The sequence below is a fragment of the Paenibacillus sp. FSL K6-3182 genome (assembly GCF_037976325.1).
Classification (GTDB): domain Bacteria; phylum Bacillota; class Bacilli; order Paenibacillales; family Paenibacillaceae; genus Pristimantibacillus.
This window is the reverse complement of the sequence record NZ_CP150265.1, coordinates 1524677-1545376: the sequence shown is the minus strand read 5'-3', so window position 1 is coordinate 1545376 and position 20700 is coordinate 1524677. Positions and strand designations below refer to the sequence as shown.

Below are 20700 nucleotides of genomic sequence, written 5' to 3'. Positions count from 1 at the left end.
TAAGATAACCCTTTAGTATTTAGTCTTTTAAATCAAATTAGATTTTTTGAGAAGTCTTTGGATGATCACAGCCACTTCTGCTCTCGTGATTTCATCTTTAGGAGCAAGCACAGTACTGCTTCTGCCTGAGAAGATCTCCACTTGCAAGCAATCGAGGATGCTGCTCTTCGCCCATTCGGATGCGGCATTCGCATCTTTATAAGGAAGCAGCAATTCTCCAGCTTCACTTGCTGCAAGACTCGGTTTCAAGCCGGTGATTTTCATTGCTTTTGCAATGATCGCCATGGCTTGCTCTCTCGTTATTTTGTCCATAGGACGGAAGGTTCCATCTTCATATCCGTTAATAAGACCATTTGCAAATGCGGTTTGAATATAGCTGCTATACCATTCATTTTTGTTCACATCCGAGAATGACGATGAGCTTGTCTCCAATTTCAAACCTAATCCCCGAACGATAATAGCAGCAAACTCCGCACGAGTAATCGATTTATTCGGATTAAACATTTCATTGCCAACACCCGTTATTACCATTCGTGAACCCATATCATTCACAGCTTCTTTTGCCCAATGCCGCTCTACATCCTTAAATGCAAGTGGATGCCAGACAATGGTATATGTGCTGTTCGTTAAGCTGTTCACTACGGCATAATACTTTTCATTCTTAACGACAAGTCTAGTTGGAACATGACGAACAGATCCATCTGGTTCAACCACAATCCCTGTCGTTATTCGGTTAGGATCAACACCAGCTGGGATAGCTATCATTCTTTCTACATACGCATCGAATTTAGAAACTTCAATCGTTTTTCCATCATACGAAGCTCGCACTGTGAAATTAAGCGCTGGAACAACCATCTCAAACTGGCCTTTAACTGCTGCACTTTCCACCATTTTTATGGTATCTGCTAATGGCTTGGCAATCTCTATCTCGAGCTTGAGGTCTTGAAGATTTAATTTTTTTCCAAAAAGCTTAGTGAGTGCATCAATACTGATCTGCGAAGCAGGTATCGTATACGTAAATTGATCATGTTGAAGGACGAAGTTAGCTTGCTTTTGTCCCAAATCAGAAATGATCTGCCCATTTATTTGTGAAGCATAAACATCTGAGCTGCCTTTTAACGGAATCGTAATGACAGCATGCTGACCCTCAGACTCCAATCTGTTCTTAAGCTTATTAGGATCCACGATAATCGTTGTCACCTTTTGATTATTCACAATTGCTGTAGTCGCTTTACCTGCGTATTCAATTTTACCGTTCACCAGCACTTCAACATCGGTTTCTTCCGTTTTTGGCGGGTTGGGCTGTGAAGGTTCAATTGAATAAGTTGTTACCGTTACTACGTTCGAGTCGCCTGCATTCGCTCCGCCTGTTACAACTAAGCGGAAGTCATAACCTGTCGCTGCCGACAAGCCTGTTACCGTTGCTGTTGTTGCATTGGTCGCAATCACGCCTGTTGTCGCTGTTGTCCATGTGTTTGCACCTGTTGGTGATTGCTCAACTTTAATGTTTGTTGCGCCCGTTGCTGCGCTCCAAGTGAACGTTGCACTTGTTCCCGTTTGGCTTGCACTTGCGAAGTCTGTTAGTGCAATCGGATTTGTCGTCACCGTTACTACGTTAGAGTCGCCAGCATTTGCTCCGCCTGTAACTACTAGACGGAAGTCATAACCTGTCGCTGCTGACAAGCCTGTTACTGTTGCTGTTGTTGCATTGGTCGCAATCACGCCTGTTGTCGCTGTTGTCCATGTGTTTGCACCTGTTGGTGATTGTTCCACTTTAATGCTTATTGCATTCGTTGCTGCACTCCATGTGAAGGTTGCGCTTGTTCCTGTTTTGCTTGCACTAGCGAAGTCTGTCAGTGCAACCGGGTTTGTCGTCACCGTTACTACGTTTGAGTCGCCTGCATTTGCTCCGCCTGTAACTACTAGACGGAAGTCATATCCCGTTGCAGCGGACAAACCTGTTACCGTTGCTGTTGTTGCATTGGTCGCAATCACGCCTGTTGTCGCTGTTGTCCATGTGTTTGCACCTGTTGGTGATTGCTCAACTTTAATGTTTGTTGCGCCCGTTGCTGCGCTCCAAGTGAACGTTGCACTTGTTCCCGTTTGGCTTGCACTTGCGAAGTCTGTTAGTGCAATCGGATTTGTCGTCACCGTTACTACGTTAGAGTCGCCAGCATTTGCTCCGCCTGTAACTACTAGACGGAAGTCATAACCTGTCGCTGCTGACAAGCCTGTTACTGTTGCTGTTGTTGCATTGGTCGCAATCACGCCTGTTGTCGCTGTTGTCCATGTGTTTGCACCTGTTGGTGATTGCTCAACTTTAATGTTTGTTGCGCCCGTTGCTGCGCTCCAAGTGAACGTTGCACTTGTTCCCGTTTGGCTTGCACTTGCGAAGTCTGTTAGTGCAATCGGATTTGTCGTCACCGTTACTACGTTAGAGTCGCCAGCATTTGCTCCGCCTGTAACTACTAGACGGAAGTCATAACCTGTCGCTGCTGACAAGCCTGTTACTGTTGCTGTTGTTGCATTTGTCGCAATCACGCCTGTTGTCGCTGTTGTCCATGTGTTTGCACCTGTTGGTGTTTGTTCCACTTTAATGCTTATTGCATTCGTTGCTGCACTCCATGTGAAGGTTGCGCTTGTTCCTGTTTTGCTTGCACTAGCGAAGTCTGTCAGTGCAACCGGGTTTGTCGTCACCGTTACTACGTTTGAGTCGCCTGCATTTGCTCCGCCTGTAACTACTAGACGGAAGTCATATCCCGTTGCAGCGGACAAACCTGTTACCGTTGCTGTTGTTGCATTGGTCGCAATCACGCCTGTTGTCGCTGTTGTCCATGTGTTTGCACCTGTTGGTGATTGTTCCACTTTAATGCTTATTGCATTCGTTGCTGCACTCCATGTGAAGGTTGCGCTTGTTCCTGTTTTGCTTGCACTAGCGAAGTCTGTCAGTGCAACCGGGTTTGTCGTCACCGTTACTACGTTTGAGTCGCCTGCATTTGCTCCGCCTGTAACTACTAGACGGAAGTCATATCCCGTTGCAGCGGACAAACCTGTTACCGTTGCTGTTGTTGCATTGGTCGCAATCACGCCTGTTGTCGCTGTTGTCCATGTGTTTGCACCTGTTGGTGATTGCTCAACTTTAATGTTTGTTGCGCCCGTTGCTGCGCTCCAAGTGAACGTTGCACTTGTTCCCGTTTGGCTTGCACTTGCGAAGTCTGTTAGTGCAATCGGATTTGTCGTCACCGTTACTACGTTAGAGTCGCCTGCATTTGCTCCGCCTGTTACAACTAGACGGAAGTCATAACCTGTCGCTGCTGACAAGCCTGTTACCGTTGCTGTTGTTGCATTCGTGGAAAGAGCACCTGTTGTCGCTGTTGTCCACGTGTTAGCACCTGTTGGTGATTGCTCCACTTTAATGTTTGTTGCTCCTGTTGCTGCGCTCCATGTGAACGTTGCGCTTGTTCCCGTTTTGCTTGCACTCGCGAAGTTTGTAAGTGCGATTGGATTTGTCGTCAACGTTACTACGTTCGAGTCGCCTGCATTTGCTCCGCCAGTTACAGCAAGGCGGAAATCATATCCCGTTGCGGCGGACAACCCTGTTACCGTTGCTGTTGTTGCATTGATCGCAAGCGCGCCTGTTGACGCTGTTGTCCATGTATTTGCTCCTGCCGGGGATTGCTCAATTTTCAAGCCGGTTGCTCCCGTTGCTGCGCTCCATGTAAAGGTCGCCGATGTTCCAGTCTTGCTCGAATTAGCAAAGTCTATCAACGCAACTGAATTAGTAGTCACATTCACCACATTCGAGTTGCCAGCATTTGCTCCGCCAGTTACAACAAGGCGGAAATCATATCCCGTTGCGGCGGACAAACCTGTTACCGTTGCTGTTGTTGCATTGGTCGCAAGTGCGCCAGTTGCCGCTGTTGTCCATGTGTTTGCGCCAGTTGGCGATTGTTCAATCTTCAAGCTGGTTGCGCCCGTTGCTGCGCTCCATGCAAATGTCGCCGATGTTCCGGTCTTGGTCGTACTAGCAAAGTTTATTAAAGCAACTGAATTAGTAGTCACATTCACCACATTCGAGTTGCCAGCATTCGCTCCGCCAGTTACAGCAAGGCGGAAATCATACTCCGTCGCTGCAGACAAGCCTGTTACCGTTGCTGTTGTTGCGTTCGTGGAAAGAGCACCTGTTGTCGCTGTTGTCCATGTGTTTGCGCCAGTTGGCGATTGTTCAATCTTCAAGCTGGTTGCGCCCGTTGCTGCGCTCCATGCAAATGTCGCCGATGTTCCAGTCTTGCTCGTATTTGCAAAGTCTGCCAAAGGTACATTCATAGGAATTACTGTCAACGTTGCACTATTCGAGGTTGCCGCAGGCGAAGTACTACCCGAAGCGACTACGCGATACTGGTATCCGCTCATTGCCGCTGTTGCGCCTTTTATAACTAAAGTTGCTGTTGTTGCTCCAGCGTAATCTGTATTATCACTAATATTTGTAAATCCCGCACCAGTGTCCACCTGCCATTGATACGAGCTCGCATTAGATGCAGCAACCGTGAAGGTCGCGTTGTCACCCTCATTGATCGTCGCATTGCTTGGATTGCTTGTAATCGAAGGAGCTGGCCTTGTCACAGGATCACCAATCTGAACGTTATTAATTGAAATCCACATTTCTGAATCTTGAGGAATTATTCGAATTTCATCAATATTGTCAAATGAAAAGTTTAATCCATTTGAGTGATCGAACGTAAACATCCATGGATCAACACTAATCGTTAGATCGACCCATTCTCCAACCTGAACACCATCATTAAAAGCACCAATTTTGACATCTTTATTGCCCGAATCGATTAACGTAATCGAATCTAAAGAGAAGTTTTGAGATGAATTTCGACTTTTAATCGTCCATATACTTTGGGATTCACTATCTGCATAACCAGCGGATAGTCCACTTGCACCAATTGTATCCGGATAAGGAATTTCATAAGTTAGAACTAAATTTTCATTTGGATTTGCAGCAGCCTTAGCCGAAAAATCAAGCGAAAAGCCCGGTATATCATCTGATCCTCCCTGCCCATCTGACACAACGGTTGCGTTGCCAGCAATACCAGCATTCGATTTAAACATAATAGTCGAAGCAATCGAAGGTGCTGTTACCGTTAACGTCGCACTATTCGAGGTTGCCGCAGGCGCTGTGCTTCCCATAGCAATGACTCGATATTGGTATCCATCCATTCCCGTTGTCGCACCCGTTATAGTTAACGTTGAGGCAGTCGCTCCACTATACGTTGAACTATTAACAATATTTGAAAATCCAGCACCCGTATTTACCTGCCATTGATAAGAGTTCGTATTAGACGCAGCAACCGTGAAGGTAGCGTTCTCGCCTTCATTAATCGTTGCATTGCTAGGATTTCCAATAATCAAAGGTGGTGAAGAAACTACGGCAGCAGCCTCTATAGTCGTGAAATTATATCCAAGTGAAAGAAACCGGCTGCCGTCATAAACCACATTTGTAAGAAAAGCTGCTACATTAGTTGCTTCTGAAGTCCAGCTTGCTCCATCCGGAGAAGATACAATTTTCCCTCCAATACCTGAAACCATAAACTGTCCCGCTCCGTATGCGATCCCTGTTAAGTGACCAGTAGCTGTACTATCTTGACTAGTCCAGTTCGAGCTGGTGCCATCTGACGAGGTAAATATTTTACCACTGGCTCCCACAGCAACAAATAGATTATTTGCATAAACAACGTTTCTGAAAATGAAGGATGAACCTGTTAAAGAGGAAGCAGTCCAATTCAATCCATCTGATGAATATGCCATTCTTGATCCTTGACCTACAGCAACATATGTTCCATTCCCATAAGCAACAGAGTAAAGAACAGTCGTGATAGCCGGACCTCCAGTAATTGCAGCTGATGTCCATGCCGTTCCGTCGCTAGATGTTAAAATCGTTCCGCTGTTTCCTACAGCAATAAACCGATTATTTACAAATTGGACACCTTGTAAGTTGCTTGTCGTATTAGAAGCTGCCAAATTCCAATTGGTTGCATTACTTGATACATAGATCGTACCGCCCGAACCAACTGCTACATAAGTGCCGTTGCCGTATGCAATACTTGAAAATCCATTTGCAGTTGGCGTTATCCGGCTTGTCCAATTCACTCGATCAGTGGAAGTAAAAATGGTGCCGCCAATCGTAGCCGAATTGTTATAGCCTACAGCAACATAAAGACCATTGTTATAGACCGTATCTGTGATGTTTGGTGTTACTGTTGTCCATTCGATACCATCAAGCGAATACATGATAGAGCCGCTATTGCCTGCAGCGACAAATTTTCCATTGCCAAATGTAATAGCCTGCATCGTGTTTCCATAGTTTGTTGTCCGTTCAGTCCAGCTCACCCCATCCATAGAAGTGAATGCTGTATTAGCATTGCTATACAAAACATACACGCCATTGCCATATGCACCTGCAAAAGCCTGCCAAGCTAAAGGAGTACTTGTCCAGGTAATGGCATCTGAAGATCTGTAGCTTGCAAGTATTGGACTGGAATCAAAAGCGTAAAAATGATTATTTAAAAATCCTATAAAGTTTATTGAACTATAATATGTACTGTTAAGCTGCTGTCCTCCGCCCCATGTTGATGGATTTCCAGTGGCCGAATAATAAATTTTTCCGTTTGCATCGCCTAAGACATACTTACTGTTTCCATAGGAGATGTTGTACAAATCATTGGAAATTCCAGATGCAATGGATGTCCACGACTGTCCATCACTTGATTTCAGAATAATGCCGGATGCTCCAACTGCCCAAAATGAACCATTTAAAAATTTCACAGAAAATAACTGATTCGACGTGTTGGATGTTGCTGCATTCCATGTAACAGCATCAGTAGAATATAAAATCGTACCTCCTGCACCAGCTGCAACATAGACGTTGTTTCCATAATCCACTTCATTTAAGTTTTGAGTACTATTCGTACTTCTTGTTGTCCACTTTGCAGCATCCGAAGATGTAGCAATCAGACCGTTACTTCCTACTGCAACATAAATGCCATTGCCATAGCCCATCCCCAAAAACTGGTTGCTCGTATTATTGATAGGGTTATTTAATGTATTCCAGCTCGAGCCGGCTCCATATGTTGTTGATGAGAACCATACGATTTGAGAAAATACGACGAGAAAACTAAGAATAACGAGTAAGGGAGCGCGAAGAAAACGAATACGCTTATACATAAATTCAACTCCAAATTAGAATTTTACAAGATGTGTCTTTTGATACAGCTGCTACTCAACTAAAAAAATGTCTAGCATTCTCCTTTCTAGTAAATGAACTGAACTTCCGATTCGTTTCTATGAAATGCTATCCAGTTGAAATTTCCTCCCAACCTTCCTTTCACCAAAAAATGTCAGTGTTATAACTAATTTGATATTCGACAATATAGAATAAAATCCTCTTTTTTTCGACATGAAATGTCGTTTTATTTCATACAGAATCAATCAATAAACTGATGTTTTCTCCAAGCCGTTTTTTTAAAGAAAAAAAGCACTTAGGATCAAACTCTAACTCACCTAAGCGCTTCTCACTTCATCGATTCAATCAAACTTTACGAAGTCTTGCTCATATCTATTTGTATCTGCGGAACCTCAAAGGTCACCGTCGTTCCTTCTCCTGCTTCGCTTGAAATACCAAGGCCATTTCCGTACAAAGAGAGCAGTCTGCGGTGAATATTGGTTAAGCCAACGCCTGACAACTGCCGTTGCCCAAGCAATAGCGTACTGAGATCACTTTGCTTAATGCCAACGCCATTATCCGAAACTGAAATAATTAGCTTCTCCTCTGCCTCTTGAATACGTAATACGATCTTGCCCCCAGCAGCCTTTTGCATGACACCATGCCTAACTGCATTTTCTACAATCGGCTGAATGCTAAGCGGCGGAATAAATCCTCGCAGCTGTTTATCCACCTCATATACAACATTCAATCGTTTGCCGAACCGCGCTTGCTCTAATTTGACATAAGACTGAACAAGCTCAAGCTCCTTCTCCAAGCTGACGATCTGCTGACGATTCTGGAAATCGAAGCTGCTGCGTAAATATCGGCTTAAATTCAATAACAATTCTGTAGCCTTATCCGGATCATCAGGACATATCGAAATAATCGTATTGAGTGCGTTGTACAAAAAATGAGGTTTAATTTGTGCCTGCAGAAAAGCCAGTTCCGATCGAATAGCCGCTTGAACAGACTGTCTAAGCTCAAGCAAAGTTCGTACGCGAGCACGCAGTACAATACCGTCAACAGGTTTTGTTAAAAAATCATTGATTCCAGCACTAAAGCCCGTTTGAATATCGCCTGCCAATTTTCTTGCGGTCAGCATAAGTACAGGCAGTTCAGACAACGAGTATTGTTCCCTGATCCTACGGCAAAGCTCTAGGCCAGACATCGCTGGCATCATCCAGTCTGTTATAACGAGATCAATCCGTCGCTCGCTGGATAGTACCTCCAGCGCTTCAGCGCCGCTGTCAACCGCAATGACTGTATAATTTTCCATAGACAATACATTTATTAATACTTGCAGGTTTACGGGATCATCATCTACTACTAACACAGTGAATGGATGTGTATCTTCTATCACTTCATTCCGATTCATCGCTGCTTGAAATGTTTTATTGAGCGCTAATGCTGGTTGAATCGCTGCTCTGCCGCTTTTACCAGCAGCAACCTCAGAAATAGCAGACAGCGCAGCTGAAGGAAGTGTAAATGAAAACGTTGAACCTATACCTAGCTGTGAATTTGCTTCAATATACCCGCCATTAAGTTCCACGAGTCTCTTCGTAATGTTCAACCCGATACCGGTGCCACTATAGCCCGATTGTAGATCTACAGTGGAAACGCTATTAAACGCCTTGAAAATGTCATCTAAACGATCCGCCGCGATGCCAATTCCAGTATCCGTAATGCTAATTTTCACCCATGAATCCACGACTTCCGCATAGATCCGAATTTCACCCTGATGCGTAAATTTCACCGCATTGCCAAGCAAATTAAATAAAATTTGACGCAGACGCTCCTCATCAGTATCGAGCAGCGGCATCTGCTGCGGCCAATCCTGCGTCAGGCTTACCCCTTTTTTATCGGCTAAATGCCCAATGACCTCGACTACGGATTGCGCTGCTGCTGATAAATCAACAGCTTGCCGATTCAGTGTAAGCTGTCCGTTTCGCAAGGTGGAAAAATCTAAAATATCATGAATCAGATAATTCAATCGTCTACCCGTTGATACAATCATAGAAAGCTGTCTTGCCTGATCGGTGTTTGGCGTCCCCGCTACACCCTCAAGCAAGGATTCTGCGATATTTACAATACCATGCAGCGGCGTTCGAAGCTCATGCGACGTATTCGCCATAAATTCATCCTTTAATTCATCCAAGGTCAACAGCTTGCGAGAGAGCTCTTCCACCTCATTAAAGGTGTGAGAGAAACGTCGAGCTAGCATGATTACTTGAACAATGACCAAGATAAGCAGCTCAAACGAGATAAAAAAATGATTTTCCAATAGACCAAATACTTGCATGACACTGACGATTATAAATACCAAAATGGTTATCGCACTCAAAAGCAAAAAATAGGCATCCCTCGATCGGCGCATAACACCTTTGACAAGGGTGTAAAGCACTACTCCAAAAGTAAATACTGAAAGACCTATTCCCTTCAAAAACCACTGTGAATAAAGCATCGTCGGCAGCATGAATGCTGCAATAATGACGATAATCGTTGCAATATTGCTTGCCCGCCACACAAGCTTGTTGACAGCTCTTGGTACCGACACGTTCACATATTGCAATAAAAAATAATAACCGAATGCTGAAGAAATGTTCTGCAGCTTCATGATCCAATCGTAGCTAAGCTGAGGCAAGACCAGTGCAATCATCTTCTCGCCATGAGTACATACATAGAGCAGCAGAGCTAAGCAAAATAAAGCCAAGTAAAGCAACGAGCGCTCTTTTTTGCGCATGTAGAACAAAAGAAGGAAAAACATAGAAAACAATGCAAACCCGCTGATGTTCATAAATTCACCAAACAACGCGATGTCGCGGCTCTTGCGAATATCAGCCTCATAGCCAAACCAAATCGGATAGATGATGCCGCCCGAAGCATAGTTGAAATTGGATACTTGTACGATAATTTCAACATAGGATCTATCTACGGGTACGAATCCAACATAAGGGATATTCGATGCGATATCTTCTTTATCTGAGACTCCCGGTACTCCGCTTGCTCCCACTTCCTGTCCATTTATAAATATCCGGTTAGCCATGCGGATATTTGTCGTTCGTATTCCGTAATGCGTTTTTGCTGTGTTGTTTAACTCCACTCTCAGCCTATAAGTACCGAATCCTGCTCCCTGCGGGTTGCCGTCCTCCGCTATATAGCTGTTCCACTCCGCTGGCACAGGAAAGAGGCCTGTTAGTTCAGGCCTCTTATAAGGAGAAATAGCTGGATCTGCGAATTGCTCTGGCAGCAGCAGCTGTCCACGATAAAATTCCCATTGACCATTCAGCGCGACAAGTCCTTCTGATTCGAAATTCCATTCCCGCAAATCCAACGTGCCAGCGCTTGAATGGGGTGCACTCTTCTCAATGGATTGATTATAAAAAAACTCGTTTACCGGAAAAGCTACAACGATAAGGAAAAATACAACTATCGTCCACCATTGCTTTCTCATCCCATCGTTGCCTCCTTGCCTAAATTCACGTCTTACTGGGATAATTGATGATATAAATCCGTCGTTTGCCTCTCAGGAATGACGCCTAGCTCCTGCAATAATAATTGCGCATAGGTTTCGTAGCAGCGGTTAAGCGATTCCGTATCCCCTATCTGAGCATAACCTGCAAGAAGCAATCTGCAAATTTCATCTGAGTATGGGAAGCTGATCTGAGCAGTCGTCAGTCTCTGGATAGCCGATTGAGCACGGCCTTCCTCCAGTTCATATCTTGCCATACTGCTAACCAGCCGAAAATAACGATGCTGCAAATTTATTCTTTTGGTCTCTGCCCACGCATAATTATGATCCTCCAAATAATCGCCTTTATAAAGAGAAATCGCATGCTCATACCGACTCCAATTATCCTGAAACTGATACGGGAGCTCAGCTACTGTCTCCTCAAACTCAGCTACATCGGTACGAATGGCAGCATACGGAAGTCGGTAGCTCTCACCTTGATACTCAACTGTGAAAGAAACTCCCCACTCACGCAGTAGCCATCTAATGCGTGAAACGGAATGGTGAAGGTAGGTAACCGCCTTGTCCAGCTCATACTCTCGCCAAAGCGTTTCAATAAGCCGCTCTCTCGTAACCCAAGCACCCTCCAAATGAAGGAAATAAGCAAAGAGCTCCTGCGCCTTTTTCGTTCTCCACTTCACCTTGCCGTTTAAAGCAGCCCCGCCTACAAGCTCAAGCCGTTTAAAGCATCGCACTGAAAGCTCATTTTGTTCCACTAGAGCTTCGAAGCTTTGTGCTTGATTGTTCAAAAGCTTCGCATATTCCTCAATACGATCTATCGTTTTTCCAATTCTCGCAGAATCGACCGGCTTCAATAAATAATCCAGCGCATGCAGCTCAAATGCTTCAACAGCATACGCTGAATAGGCGGTTACATAAACGATACGTATTGCAGGGTACAACTCCTGTATACGTTCAGCTGCTTCAAGGCCGTTCATCTCGGGCATGCCGATATCAAGAAACGCGATATCGGCATAACTGCGAGCTAGGTGGTCAAGTCCCTCCATAGCAGAGGTATACTTGCCCACAACTTGAACCCGGCCATCTGCCCTCAGCAATCGTTCCAAATGTATCAATGCCGGCTCCTCATCATCCACTAATATTACCTTTAGCATTGATCCATGCCCTCCTCCTTCCATTGTTATTTTTCAGTGAGCCTTCTGCTATCGGTATGACCTAGTTTTATTTCGTTTTTACGACTCGAACTTGTCCATCTGGCAGCTTCTGCACATATCTAGAAGCAGCTTCAATATCTAACATAGCCCAGTGTTTTGGCGCGACATCCGGCCAGCTAGAGCTGACAGTTTCCTGCGGCACTGGACGGTTGAAGATTGCGTTGAGTACACGAACCGCTTCTCCGCGAAGCAGCAAACCATTCGGACGGAAGGTATGATCCGGATATCCCTTCATAAACCCTGCCTCTGCAACAGCAGCAACTTCATTTGATGCCCAGTGTCCCGTTAAGTCTGTAAAATCCGCCTTGGCAGTACCGCTTAGAGACAGCTTGTTCCAACGAGCCGCGATAACCGCTATCTCTGAACGAGAGACTCCGTCGCCCGGTCTAAACTTGCCTTGCTCGTCACCATTCATAATACCATGATTTTTCAACAGCGTAATCGCTTCTTTTGCCCAGTGATCGGAGACGACATCGCTAAACTCTGGCAGCTCTGTTTCATTAGGATTAGGCGCCGTTTCTTCCAGCAGGCTGGCGTTTTTCTTAAGCTCTTTGGCAAGTATGACTGCAAGCTCTGCACGAGTAATCGTTTTACTTGGACGGAAGGTTCCATCCGGATACCCCGTTACGTAAGGCTCATAAAGTTTGTCCTTCGTAAGCCGAACGACAGCAAAATTGCTGAATTTAGCAACATCAAATGCCATACCTTTCACGATTCCTTTTGTGTCATATTGCAGTGTTCCTGGCTGGAGCACCTTTTCTCTATCGCTATGCTCAATGTAAACAGCTAATTGAGCCTCAAGCTCCTTCGCAGCTGCACTGTCCTTTGCAATCTCAAGACCAGCTATCGGCAGTACGATGCGAGTAACACTATCCTTATAGTTCGTTTCAATTGCAGTAGGTTGGCCTAGCAGTTCAGCATCCCTGCCACCCAACTGCTTCTTAAGCTTCTCTTCGCCAAGCAGCCTGTCATAAATTTGCTTTTGCTTCGCTTGTTCGCGAATCGGTACAAAGCGGAGATAAAGGTCAATACCCGCTTCCTTGATATGACGAATCGTCTCTGGCGATAACGTCAACTCTGCTGTTGGCGTTGAGATGACAAGACTAATTCCGCTCTCGGCTAAAGCGGCAACTGCTTTTAACGGAACATTCAGCTTGATCTCATCGCTCGGATTATTAATCAAATTCGTAATAACGATGCGAGCCGCATTCTGCTTCTGCAATTTCATCTGTGCAAGAATTTCCTCCGCCTTAGCAAGCGGAATATTAACCGTATCTATTTTGCTGCCATCTCTAGCAACCGTTCTAGTAATGGTTACATTTGCTATTGCAGCATTTGAATCCCCTGATGCGACAGTCGCTAATCGATCCGGCGTTGCATACGTTGGTTTCCGAACGATTTCAATCGAATATTGCCTTGAGCTGCTGCGGTCAGCAGACTCGACTCCAATCACAATTAGATTTGTACCCACCTTTAAACTTACAGTCTGATGCACGCCTTTCTCAACTGGCCTACCATTTATGGTCAGTATAGCATCAGAATTTGAGGTGTTGGCAAGCACAGTCACATTCGCGTCTTCTATCTCTGACTTCAGCTTATAGCTGAGCTTGCTCGCAGAGAATGCCGGCAGCAATTCTAATCCAGAGATAGAAAGCTCAGTTAACGACGGCGCTGGTGCTGCAGAAGCAGACTGCTTGATAACAGCAAGCTTGTAAGTTGCAACAGTACCATCCTCTGCTGTTACATCCAGTCGAACAGGTTGAATTCCGCTGCGCAAAGAAAGCACATGCGTTCCTCCGCTGCCGAGGTCAACTTCGCCATCTGCTATACGAATGACTGCACTCGGACTAGCTGCTTCCATAGCAATGCTAAGAGCCGCAGAATCGGAAGGCGCTATGATCTGGTAATTCATCTCATTCCCTGCAAAAGCACTCGTTAGCACTCCTCCGCTTACCGTTAGCTCCTTTAATTGTGCATTGCTGTCCTTCGCACGAATAACCTTAACGTTATAGGTTTTATTCTCTTGTCCATTTGGCGCGATAACCTGTATGGCTACATGGGTCTCTCCCACCTGTACTGGCACAGAAATCCCAGCTTCGCCAATCTGCTCGCCATTTACACGAATCGTAGATCCTTGCTTATAAGCTTCAGCCGCAACGCTTACCGCATTCGTATTATTTTCGACATACACGCTATAAGTGCTATCAGCACCATTGAATGCTGGTTCTGTCAGCAGCTCCTCTGTCCCTGCCCGCATCGTGAGGCTCTTCAGAACAGCGACATCCGACGGCTTGCTTCTCACTTCAATGACGTATGTCTTTTCACTTGTATCTGCTCCTGATACCTTCACCTGCGCTGTAGTTACGCCGTTGCCAATCGGAGCCTCAAGCTCTGCGTAACCTTCCGCGTTCAACGGCACATTGTTCACTGTTACAATAGAATCTATTGCAGCAGCTACAGCGTATAATCGAACCTTGCCATCTTCTATTACCGTCTCATATTTGCCCGTCATATCCGGATGGAAAGGCTGGGATAGAACACCCTTGTTCAGCTCTAGCGCTGCCAAATCGGAAGGCTTCACCTTGGACTGCTCCTCGGTCTCTGTTCCCTGCACAACATCAAATCGATATTCGACTCGATTGCCGACTTCATCTTCCACTTCGACGATTACAGTATGAAGGCCAGCTTCATCCCACACAATCGGAGCAAAATAATTAAATTTCCCTTCTGCGTTCACTGGAACAGCTCGTCCGTCAACGGTCAGCAAAGCTCCTATTTCCGTTTGACCAACCATAGGTATACGGCTGCCATATACGACCTGCCCATTGAGAGGCTCACGAACAAGATCCTCATTCTGCTTGCCTGCTACATACAAGAATGGCTCCGTACGGTCTACGTACAATTTCCTATAATCAGAGCTGTAATCGCCGCGCTCGTTAACCGCTTCAATTTCAATCGTATAATCAAGCTGCTCTAGCGGCTCATTCGTTTCTTTGCCTAGTAGCAATTCATTCAGATTGAACGATGCGATCGTATTGGCTTCGGTATCCTTGGACTGCAACAATTCCCCGTTTACGTAAAGATTAAGCTTTGCTGCTTGATCACTAGTCAGCTCTACACTAACCTTTTCCGCAGCTGTGTTAACCATAATCTCCTCTTGCTCATCATAACTTTTGTAGGTGCTTGTTTTCTGCTTAGCACCAAAAGTATTAAAAGCAACGTTAAGCTTTGCCCGTTTCGGATTAGGCAAAAACGCCTCCACATTAGCTGACACTGGACTAACAATAACTTTGCCATTTTGCTCGCCAACCGCCATCGCATTGATGGTGTAGCTGTGCTCCGGCTTGTACCCGGATATAATGACGTCCTGCCAATCTCCGGCCATAGGATCTGCTCCGAATGTATCCGTTACAGTTTTTCCTTCATCATCCTTATAGCTGACCGTCAACTGATAATATTCTAGTCCCTCGGCCTTAATGGAAGGAAAACGCAGCGTAAGCTCACCGTTTCCAGTTGAAGTAATCGCTAGCTGCTTCGGTTGAGGCAGCAAGACCTCAGCAGTCAACTGTACTGGCTCAGACGTTACCGCAAAGAGAGGTGCAATTTCTTCACCTTCCGCCACCATAGACAACCAGTATTGACCCGGCATAAATTCATCCGGAATATCAATCGTTTGAATGCCTGATGCAGGAAGATCTTTCAAAATAACCGGCCCGATTGCCTTATTGGATTGATCGGTTACCATTAAGCTTACTTTGGTTCCCTGCTTGGCATGGTCGACGTTCCATTTTACTTTGAAGCGATTCGTGCCTTCTGTCTCCGGAACTGCACTAAATTCGCTAATTTCAGTTACAGGATCGAGCTCATACATGCTTGCTTGAATAGGCAGTGATGAGCGAATTTCCCATTTTCCTGTTTGTTCGATATCAACAGCGACATAAAGCATATCCGCATCTGCAACAAAAGGCAGATTCGATGTAAATGTCATATCGCCGTATTTATCCGCTTCCTCATCTTCCTCTGCAACTGCTGCTTGCAGCACCGCATTGTAGTTTTTGGCATTCTCGTCCTCAAAAACAACCGAAATGGCTTTGTTATCAGGTGCAATAATTTGGGTATCGCGAGAACCACCTGTTAACATAAACATATATCGGCCTGGCTTATCGATTTGTAAACTCGTCGTATACTCTGCTGTTCCATTTGAGAAAAACGGAATTAAGCTGTCGTATTGCTCATCACTGCGGAAGGCACGTATGGTCACGAATTGTTTGCCGCGAACGGTCCAAAGACCCGCTTCCTCATCCTCTGCTTGCACCAAAATCGTCCATTTTTGTTTATCAGCCTCATAATATGCATTCCAGTTTGATTCGCTGCGATCCGCTTGCAGCGGATATACCGAGCCATCTGGGCGATACAGTACCGCAGACTCATCCGCCTGATCGATTTCAAGCAAGGTCTGACCGCTTTTTAGGTTGACTTCAGTATGAAGCTCACCGCTTGTTATCCAGTCTTTCAGCTCCCCAATCGTGGTATGCTCTCCAAGAGCAAATACCTTAGCCGGCGTTTTCTGTCCTGCTTCAAGCAGCCATTCGCCCGGCTGAGCTACATCGATCAACAGATAAAGCTTACCGCTTACTGGATCGACAAAATGATTCCAGCCTGATTTAAGTGAATCCGACTCCAGACCATATTCACGGCCATCTGGCTTGTACAATTTCACAGCGCCTTTAGGCTGGTCAAGCTCTACCAGCTTCAAGCCGCGCTCCATCATATCTATTGCTGTTAGCTTCAATTCAGGTGCAGCAGCCCAACGTCCTGCTAGCTCAGTAAGACTGAGCGATTCATTTAGGAATGTAAGCTCGTACAATTCCACTTGCAAAGAGTGCGATGCAGCCAGCTTCCAATCTTCATTCGCTGTTAGTTGTAAACGGATATACGTTTTATCCTCATCTTCACGATATACGGCAGAAATAGCACCATTACCAGCCTTCTCCGTGTCAGGGAACTTGAGTGATGCCACACTTTCATCCGGACGAATGATCGAAAGATCTTCCTGCTTGCCATCCAGCACAAGCAGCGCTTTGAAACTATGGTCTGCCTGCAATGTGTATTGAATCTGATCCTGCTTCGTAAAGCTGGCTTGCGGTGAATTCTCACGCAATGCAGCCGTAAACTGACCCAATAAAATACGACCGCTTGCAGCCGTATCTACACCTATCTCACCCTGCTGCAGCACATCCTTCTGAAGCTTCAGCATGTAACCTTTATCCTCTGTGAGCAAAGGATTCGTAAGAGGTGTAAAAGAAGTATCCGCGAATGCGCTTGTGAACAGCAAAGCACTGCTGCTTAGCAATGGCATCGAGCGAGCGCTCGGCGGCTTAACCATATTTTTTTTCATTCTCTCAATTTCTCGCTTCATATCCTTGCTCGCGCCAAGGCTGAAGTCGAAGCTGTTCGGAGCAAACATATACTTGGCAGAACCACCGAACCAGCCTGAACCAACCGATCCAAAAATCTCACGATTGTTTACGCCGACATCAATGCCGCCAAAGCTTTTGCCGCCGATAACCGACACCCAGTTCGGTATTTTTATGCGTGCACTAACAAAACCTGCGTAGCCGCTTTTTGCAAAATATTGCGCGAACAGCTGACCGACCACAACGTCTACCAGATTCAAGTTCGCATCCAATCGGAAGCCTGCACTGCTGTACTCTTTAAAGCCCGCTGCGTTCCAAATGGTCAGAAAATCCAAATTCGCAACCGGAACCCAGTAAACAGCCAGCTCTCCGGACGCTTCAAAATGATAACGCGATAATCCTACGCTCAAATTGTTGCCGTTCACCATATTGTAGCCTTTGATCTCAGGCGCAATGACATCTGATGCACCGCCAAACGCTTTCAACGTAAACGGTACTTCGCTCTGGCTCGCTAGATTTGAAAACCCGCCGCCAAGACGAGTGAGCTGTGCCCCCGTCGAGCCAAGCTTGATTTTGCGGCGAACGCCAAAGCTAAGCGCATCAAGCTTCCCGCGTTTGAACTGAATATCTGCTTCAAATCCAACCTTCTGCTTGCGCAAATCGAAGGAGCCTCCCGCACCATAGAGCGGAATGCGTGTATCAAGCCGGAAGCTCAGCTCAGCACCCTCGAGCGGACCTGCCTCAAACTCGCCTGCAATACTGAATTTACCAGCAAAATCGAACCGTTCGCGCTTGTACTCTAACGCTTCAATCTCCGATTCGCCTTTAATTTTGGTCGTTCCTGCACTGAAATCTACTTTAACATCCCCGCCGAGCCTTACCCCGCCTGCTATAAAAGTAATTTTCTTCAATGTAATCGGCAAATTCAAGCTCAAATAATCAGATTGCATATCACCAGCAAGCTCGATAACGAACTCGGCTGAATTAAACTCAAAGGAGCCAAGGAACAACGTATACATAATGCCAGCTTTTTCAACATAAAGCCGTCCGACACCCGTTACATACGTATCTACACCCGTCTTATCAATCGTCAGGCTCGTTCCTTTAAATTTAATATATTCATTCAGCATGACCACTTGATTTATGTTGTTTAGCTTAAATATACCAAGCTCCGAGGGATTTTCCGTGAACGGCCCTCTAATAGCCATTTGACTAATATCTTCATTGTCCGAGTCTGTACTAGGAATGATAATTTCATTATAATCGCGCGGCTCATATACGCCGGTTGAAGTAATAAGCAAAGCGCCTGAGAGAACAAAATCATCGTAAAAATCGTGATTAAGCTCCAAATCATATTTGCCATCCGGCAATTCATCCGTCCAAGTCAGCTCTAGCTCCTGATTATTGCGAACGTTTGGCGTCAACGGATACAACTGCCCGCCTTGGCTTTTGAGTGAATAATGAATATTAGAAGCTGGCTTTCTCCACAAATTGGTGATGCCCTCTCCGACGACGACCAGCCTCTTCTTATCTTTCGTATGCAGCACCGATGGCGAAGCACGGTCATAACGCAGGTCTGGAACCACCATAGCCGGGTCCTCAAAAAACTTGAACGTAGAAACTGCGCTGTATGCCGTCCCCACAACATTTGTCGCATACACGCGTGCTTCGTAGTCGACCTGCCACTTCAAGCCGTTAAGATCAATGGTGACTGCACCAGCCTCAGCCGACAAATGAGCCTTCTTCTGCCATGTGGTTTGACCCGCTTCACGGTATTCTATCCCAATTTCGCTGAGCGCTTTGCCTTTCACATTAGCAGAGAACCTTGCTAGATCATTCGCTTTGTTGTTCTTGTCCATCAATATCGTTGGTGAACCCGTTATGCTCACGAGCGGCAAGGTAGGCAAAGGATTGCCGAATGTAAACGTCTCATTCGTTAGTCCTCCCCATTCATGGTTTCCGCCGAATACGACAAAGTTATAACCATCATACGCCATGCTCATATAGCTTCCTGAGCCTGGACCGCCTTCTATGCCGCCGCCCGGCCCTTTGCTCTTGCCAGACCATACCGACCAAGCGCTCCCGTCCCAGCCGAAAGCAGCTTTCTTCCCTTGATCATCCTGCGAATTTGCGATAGGCCGTTTTTTGTTTGGCGTAACCGCACTATTGCTCGGGTTGATCCAATCGAACTCTCCACCATAGAAGACGACTCTCCGTCCATCGTAGGCCATCGCTTGCCCCCAGCGGCCCCAGTCCTGCGCTTCAACCTTTGGAGCGCTGTCATTCCAAGTCGTTCCGTCCCATGCCCATAACGTATTCGAACTGATTTGATAGGCTGTTCCGCGAATTTCATCACCAATATTACCGCCATAAAGCACGGCATGCTGCCCGTCATAAACCATCGAGCCCGAATAAGTGGCCGGAGGGCTTTGGGCAGGTGTCCGCTGTTCCCAGCTCGTTCCGTTAAAAATCCAAGTATCCGCTAATCTATTCTTAGTAGAACCAGACAGCGTATAACCGCCGAACAGCACCAAGTTTTGTCCATCATAGGCAAACTGAGCGCCAGCACGTGCCGATGGAGCTGGGATTAGCAATGGTTTCCACTGCAATACCTCACCATGCCACACCCAAATATCGTTCAAGACGCCTGAAGCACCCTCGCCTCCGAACATCACGACGCGCTCTAGGTTAGGATCATAGGTTATCGCCGCTCCTTTGCGGGCAACAAGGCCACTTGGCACACTCGAGTCAGCGAGCTTTTGCCATTGCTTGGTTTCGCCGTCCCACAGGAAGTTATCCTTCACCAGCCCCGAAGTGCCTTCTCCCCCGAACATAATGACCTTTCCGTTCTTTTCATCAAATGCCATAGCAGCCCCCATACGCGGGCTAGGCTTAATGTTCGATTCTATTTTCTCCCATCCATAATCGGAGAACTTATCAGCACCTCCGGCAACAGCCAAAGACTCCATATCGTAGGAGGAGCTTGTTACTGTAGGCTCTTCCACCTCTGTCTCAGCTGATTCCTGAGCGAAAATTTGCTGCCCCGACCTGCTTGGATATACAGGATAAATCGTTGTAAGCAGCACCACTGCGAGCAGCATGCTGACTACTCTGACAAATGGTTTATGTATCATAAAAAAATCCCTCCTGAGTCTTCTATCATCGTTGATATAGCAATAAATACCATTATAGTAGTTGGCTCTGGACATGTTCTAAACATATTTCGACATGATTCTCGCTCTGGATAACAAGATAAATAGGAAAGCTTCCTTGAGGATCAAAAGGCAGCCTACATCTTATAAACACAAAAAAGGCAGCCCCGCACATGAA

General features: G+C 45.9%; 4 protein-coding genes. All 4 read right to left on the bottom strand.

The features are described 5' to 3' along the window. Positions 1-27: 27 nt before the first annotated feature. Positions 28-7230, bottom strand: coding sequence for an S-layer homology domain-containing protein (locus MHH56_RS06605; RefSeq protein ID WP_339207414.1), 7203 nt, complete (start codon positions 7228-7230; stop codon positions 28-30). A 371-nt stretch (positions 7231-7601) separates the two neighbouring features. Further along, a complete protein-coding gene (locus MHH56_RS06600) occupies positions 7602-10721 on the bottom strand; it encodes an ATP-binding protein (protein ID WP_339207413.1) in 3120 nt (1039 codons plus the stop codon). Between the two features lie 32 nt (positions 10722-10753). Next, on the bottom strand, positions 10754-11893 hold the full coding sequence (locus MHH56_RS06595; RefSeq protein ID WP_339207412.1) for a response regulator: 1140 nt from the start codon (positions 11891-11893) through the stop codon (positions 10754-10756). Positions 11894-11960: 67 nt separating this feature from the next. Next, on the bottom strand, positions 11961-20504 hold the full coding sequence (locus tag MHH56_RS06590) for a cadherin-like beta sandwich domain-containing protein (protein WP_339207411.1): 8544 nt from the start codon (positions 20502-20504) through the stop codon (positions 11961-11963). Positions 20505-20700 lie beyond the last annotated feature (196 nt).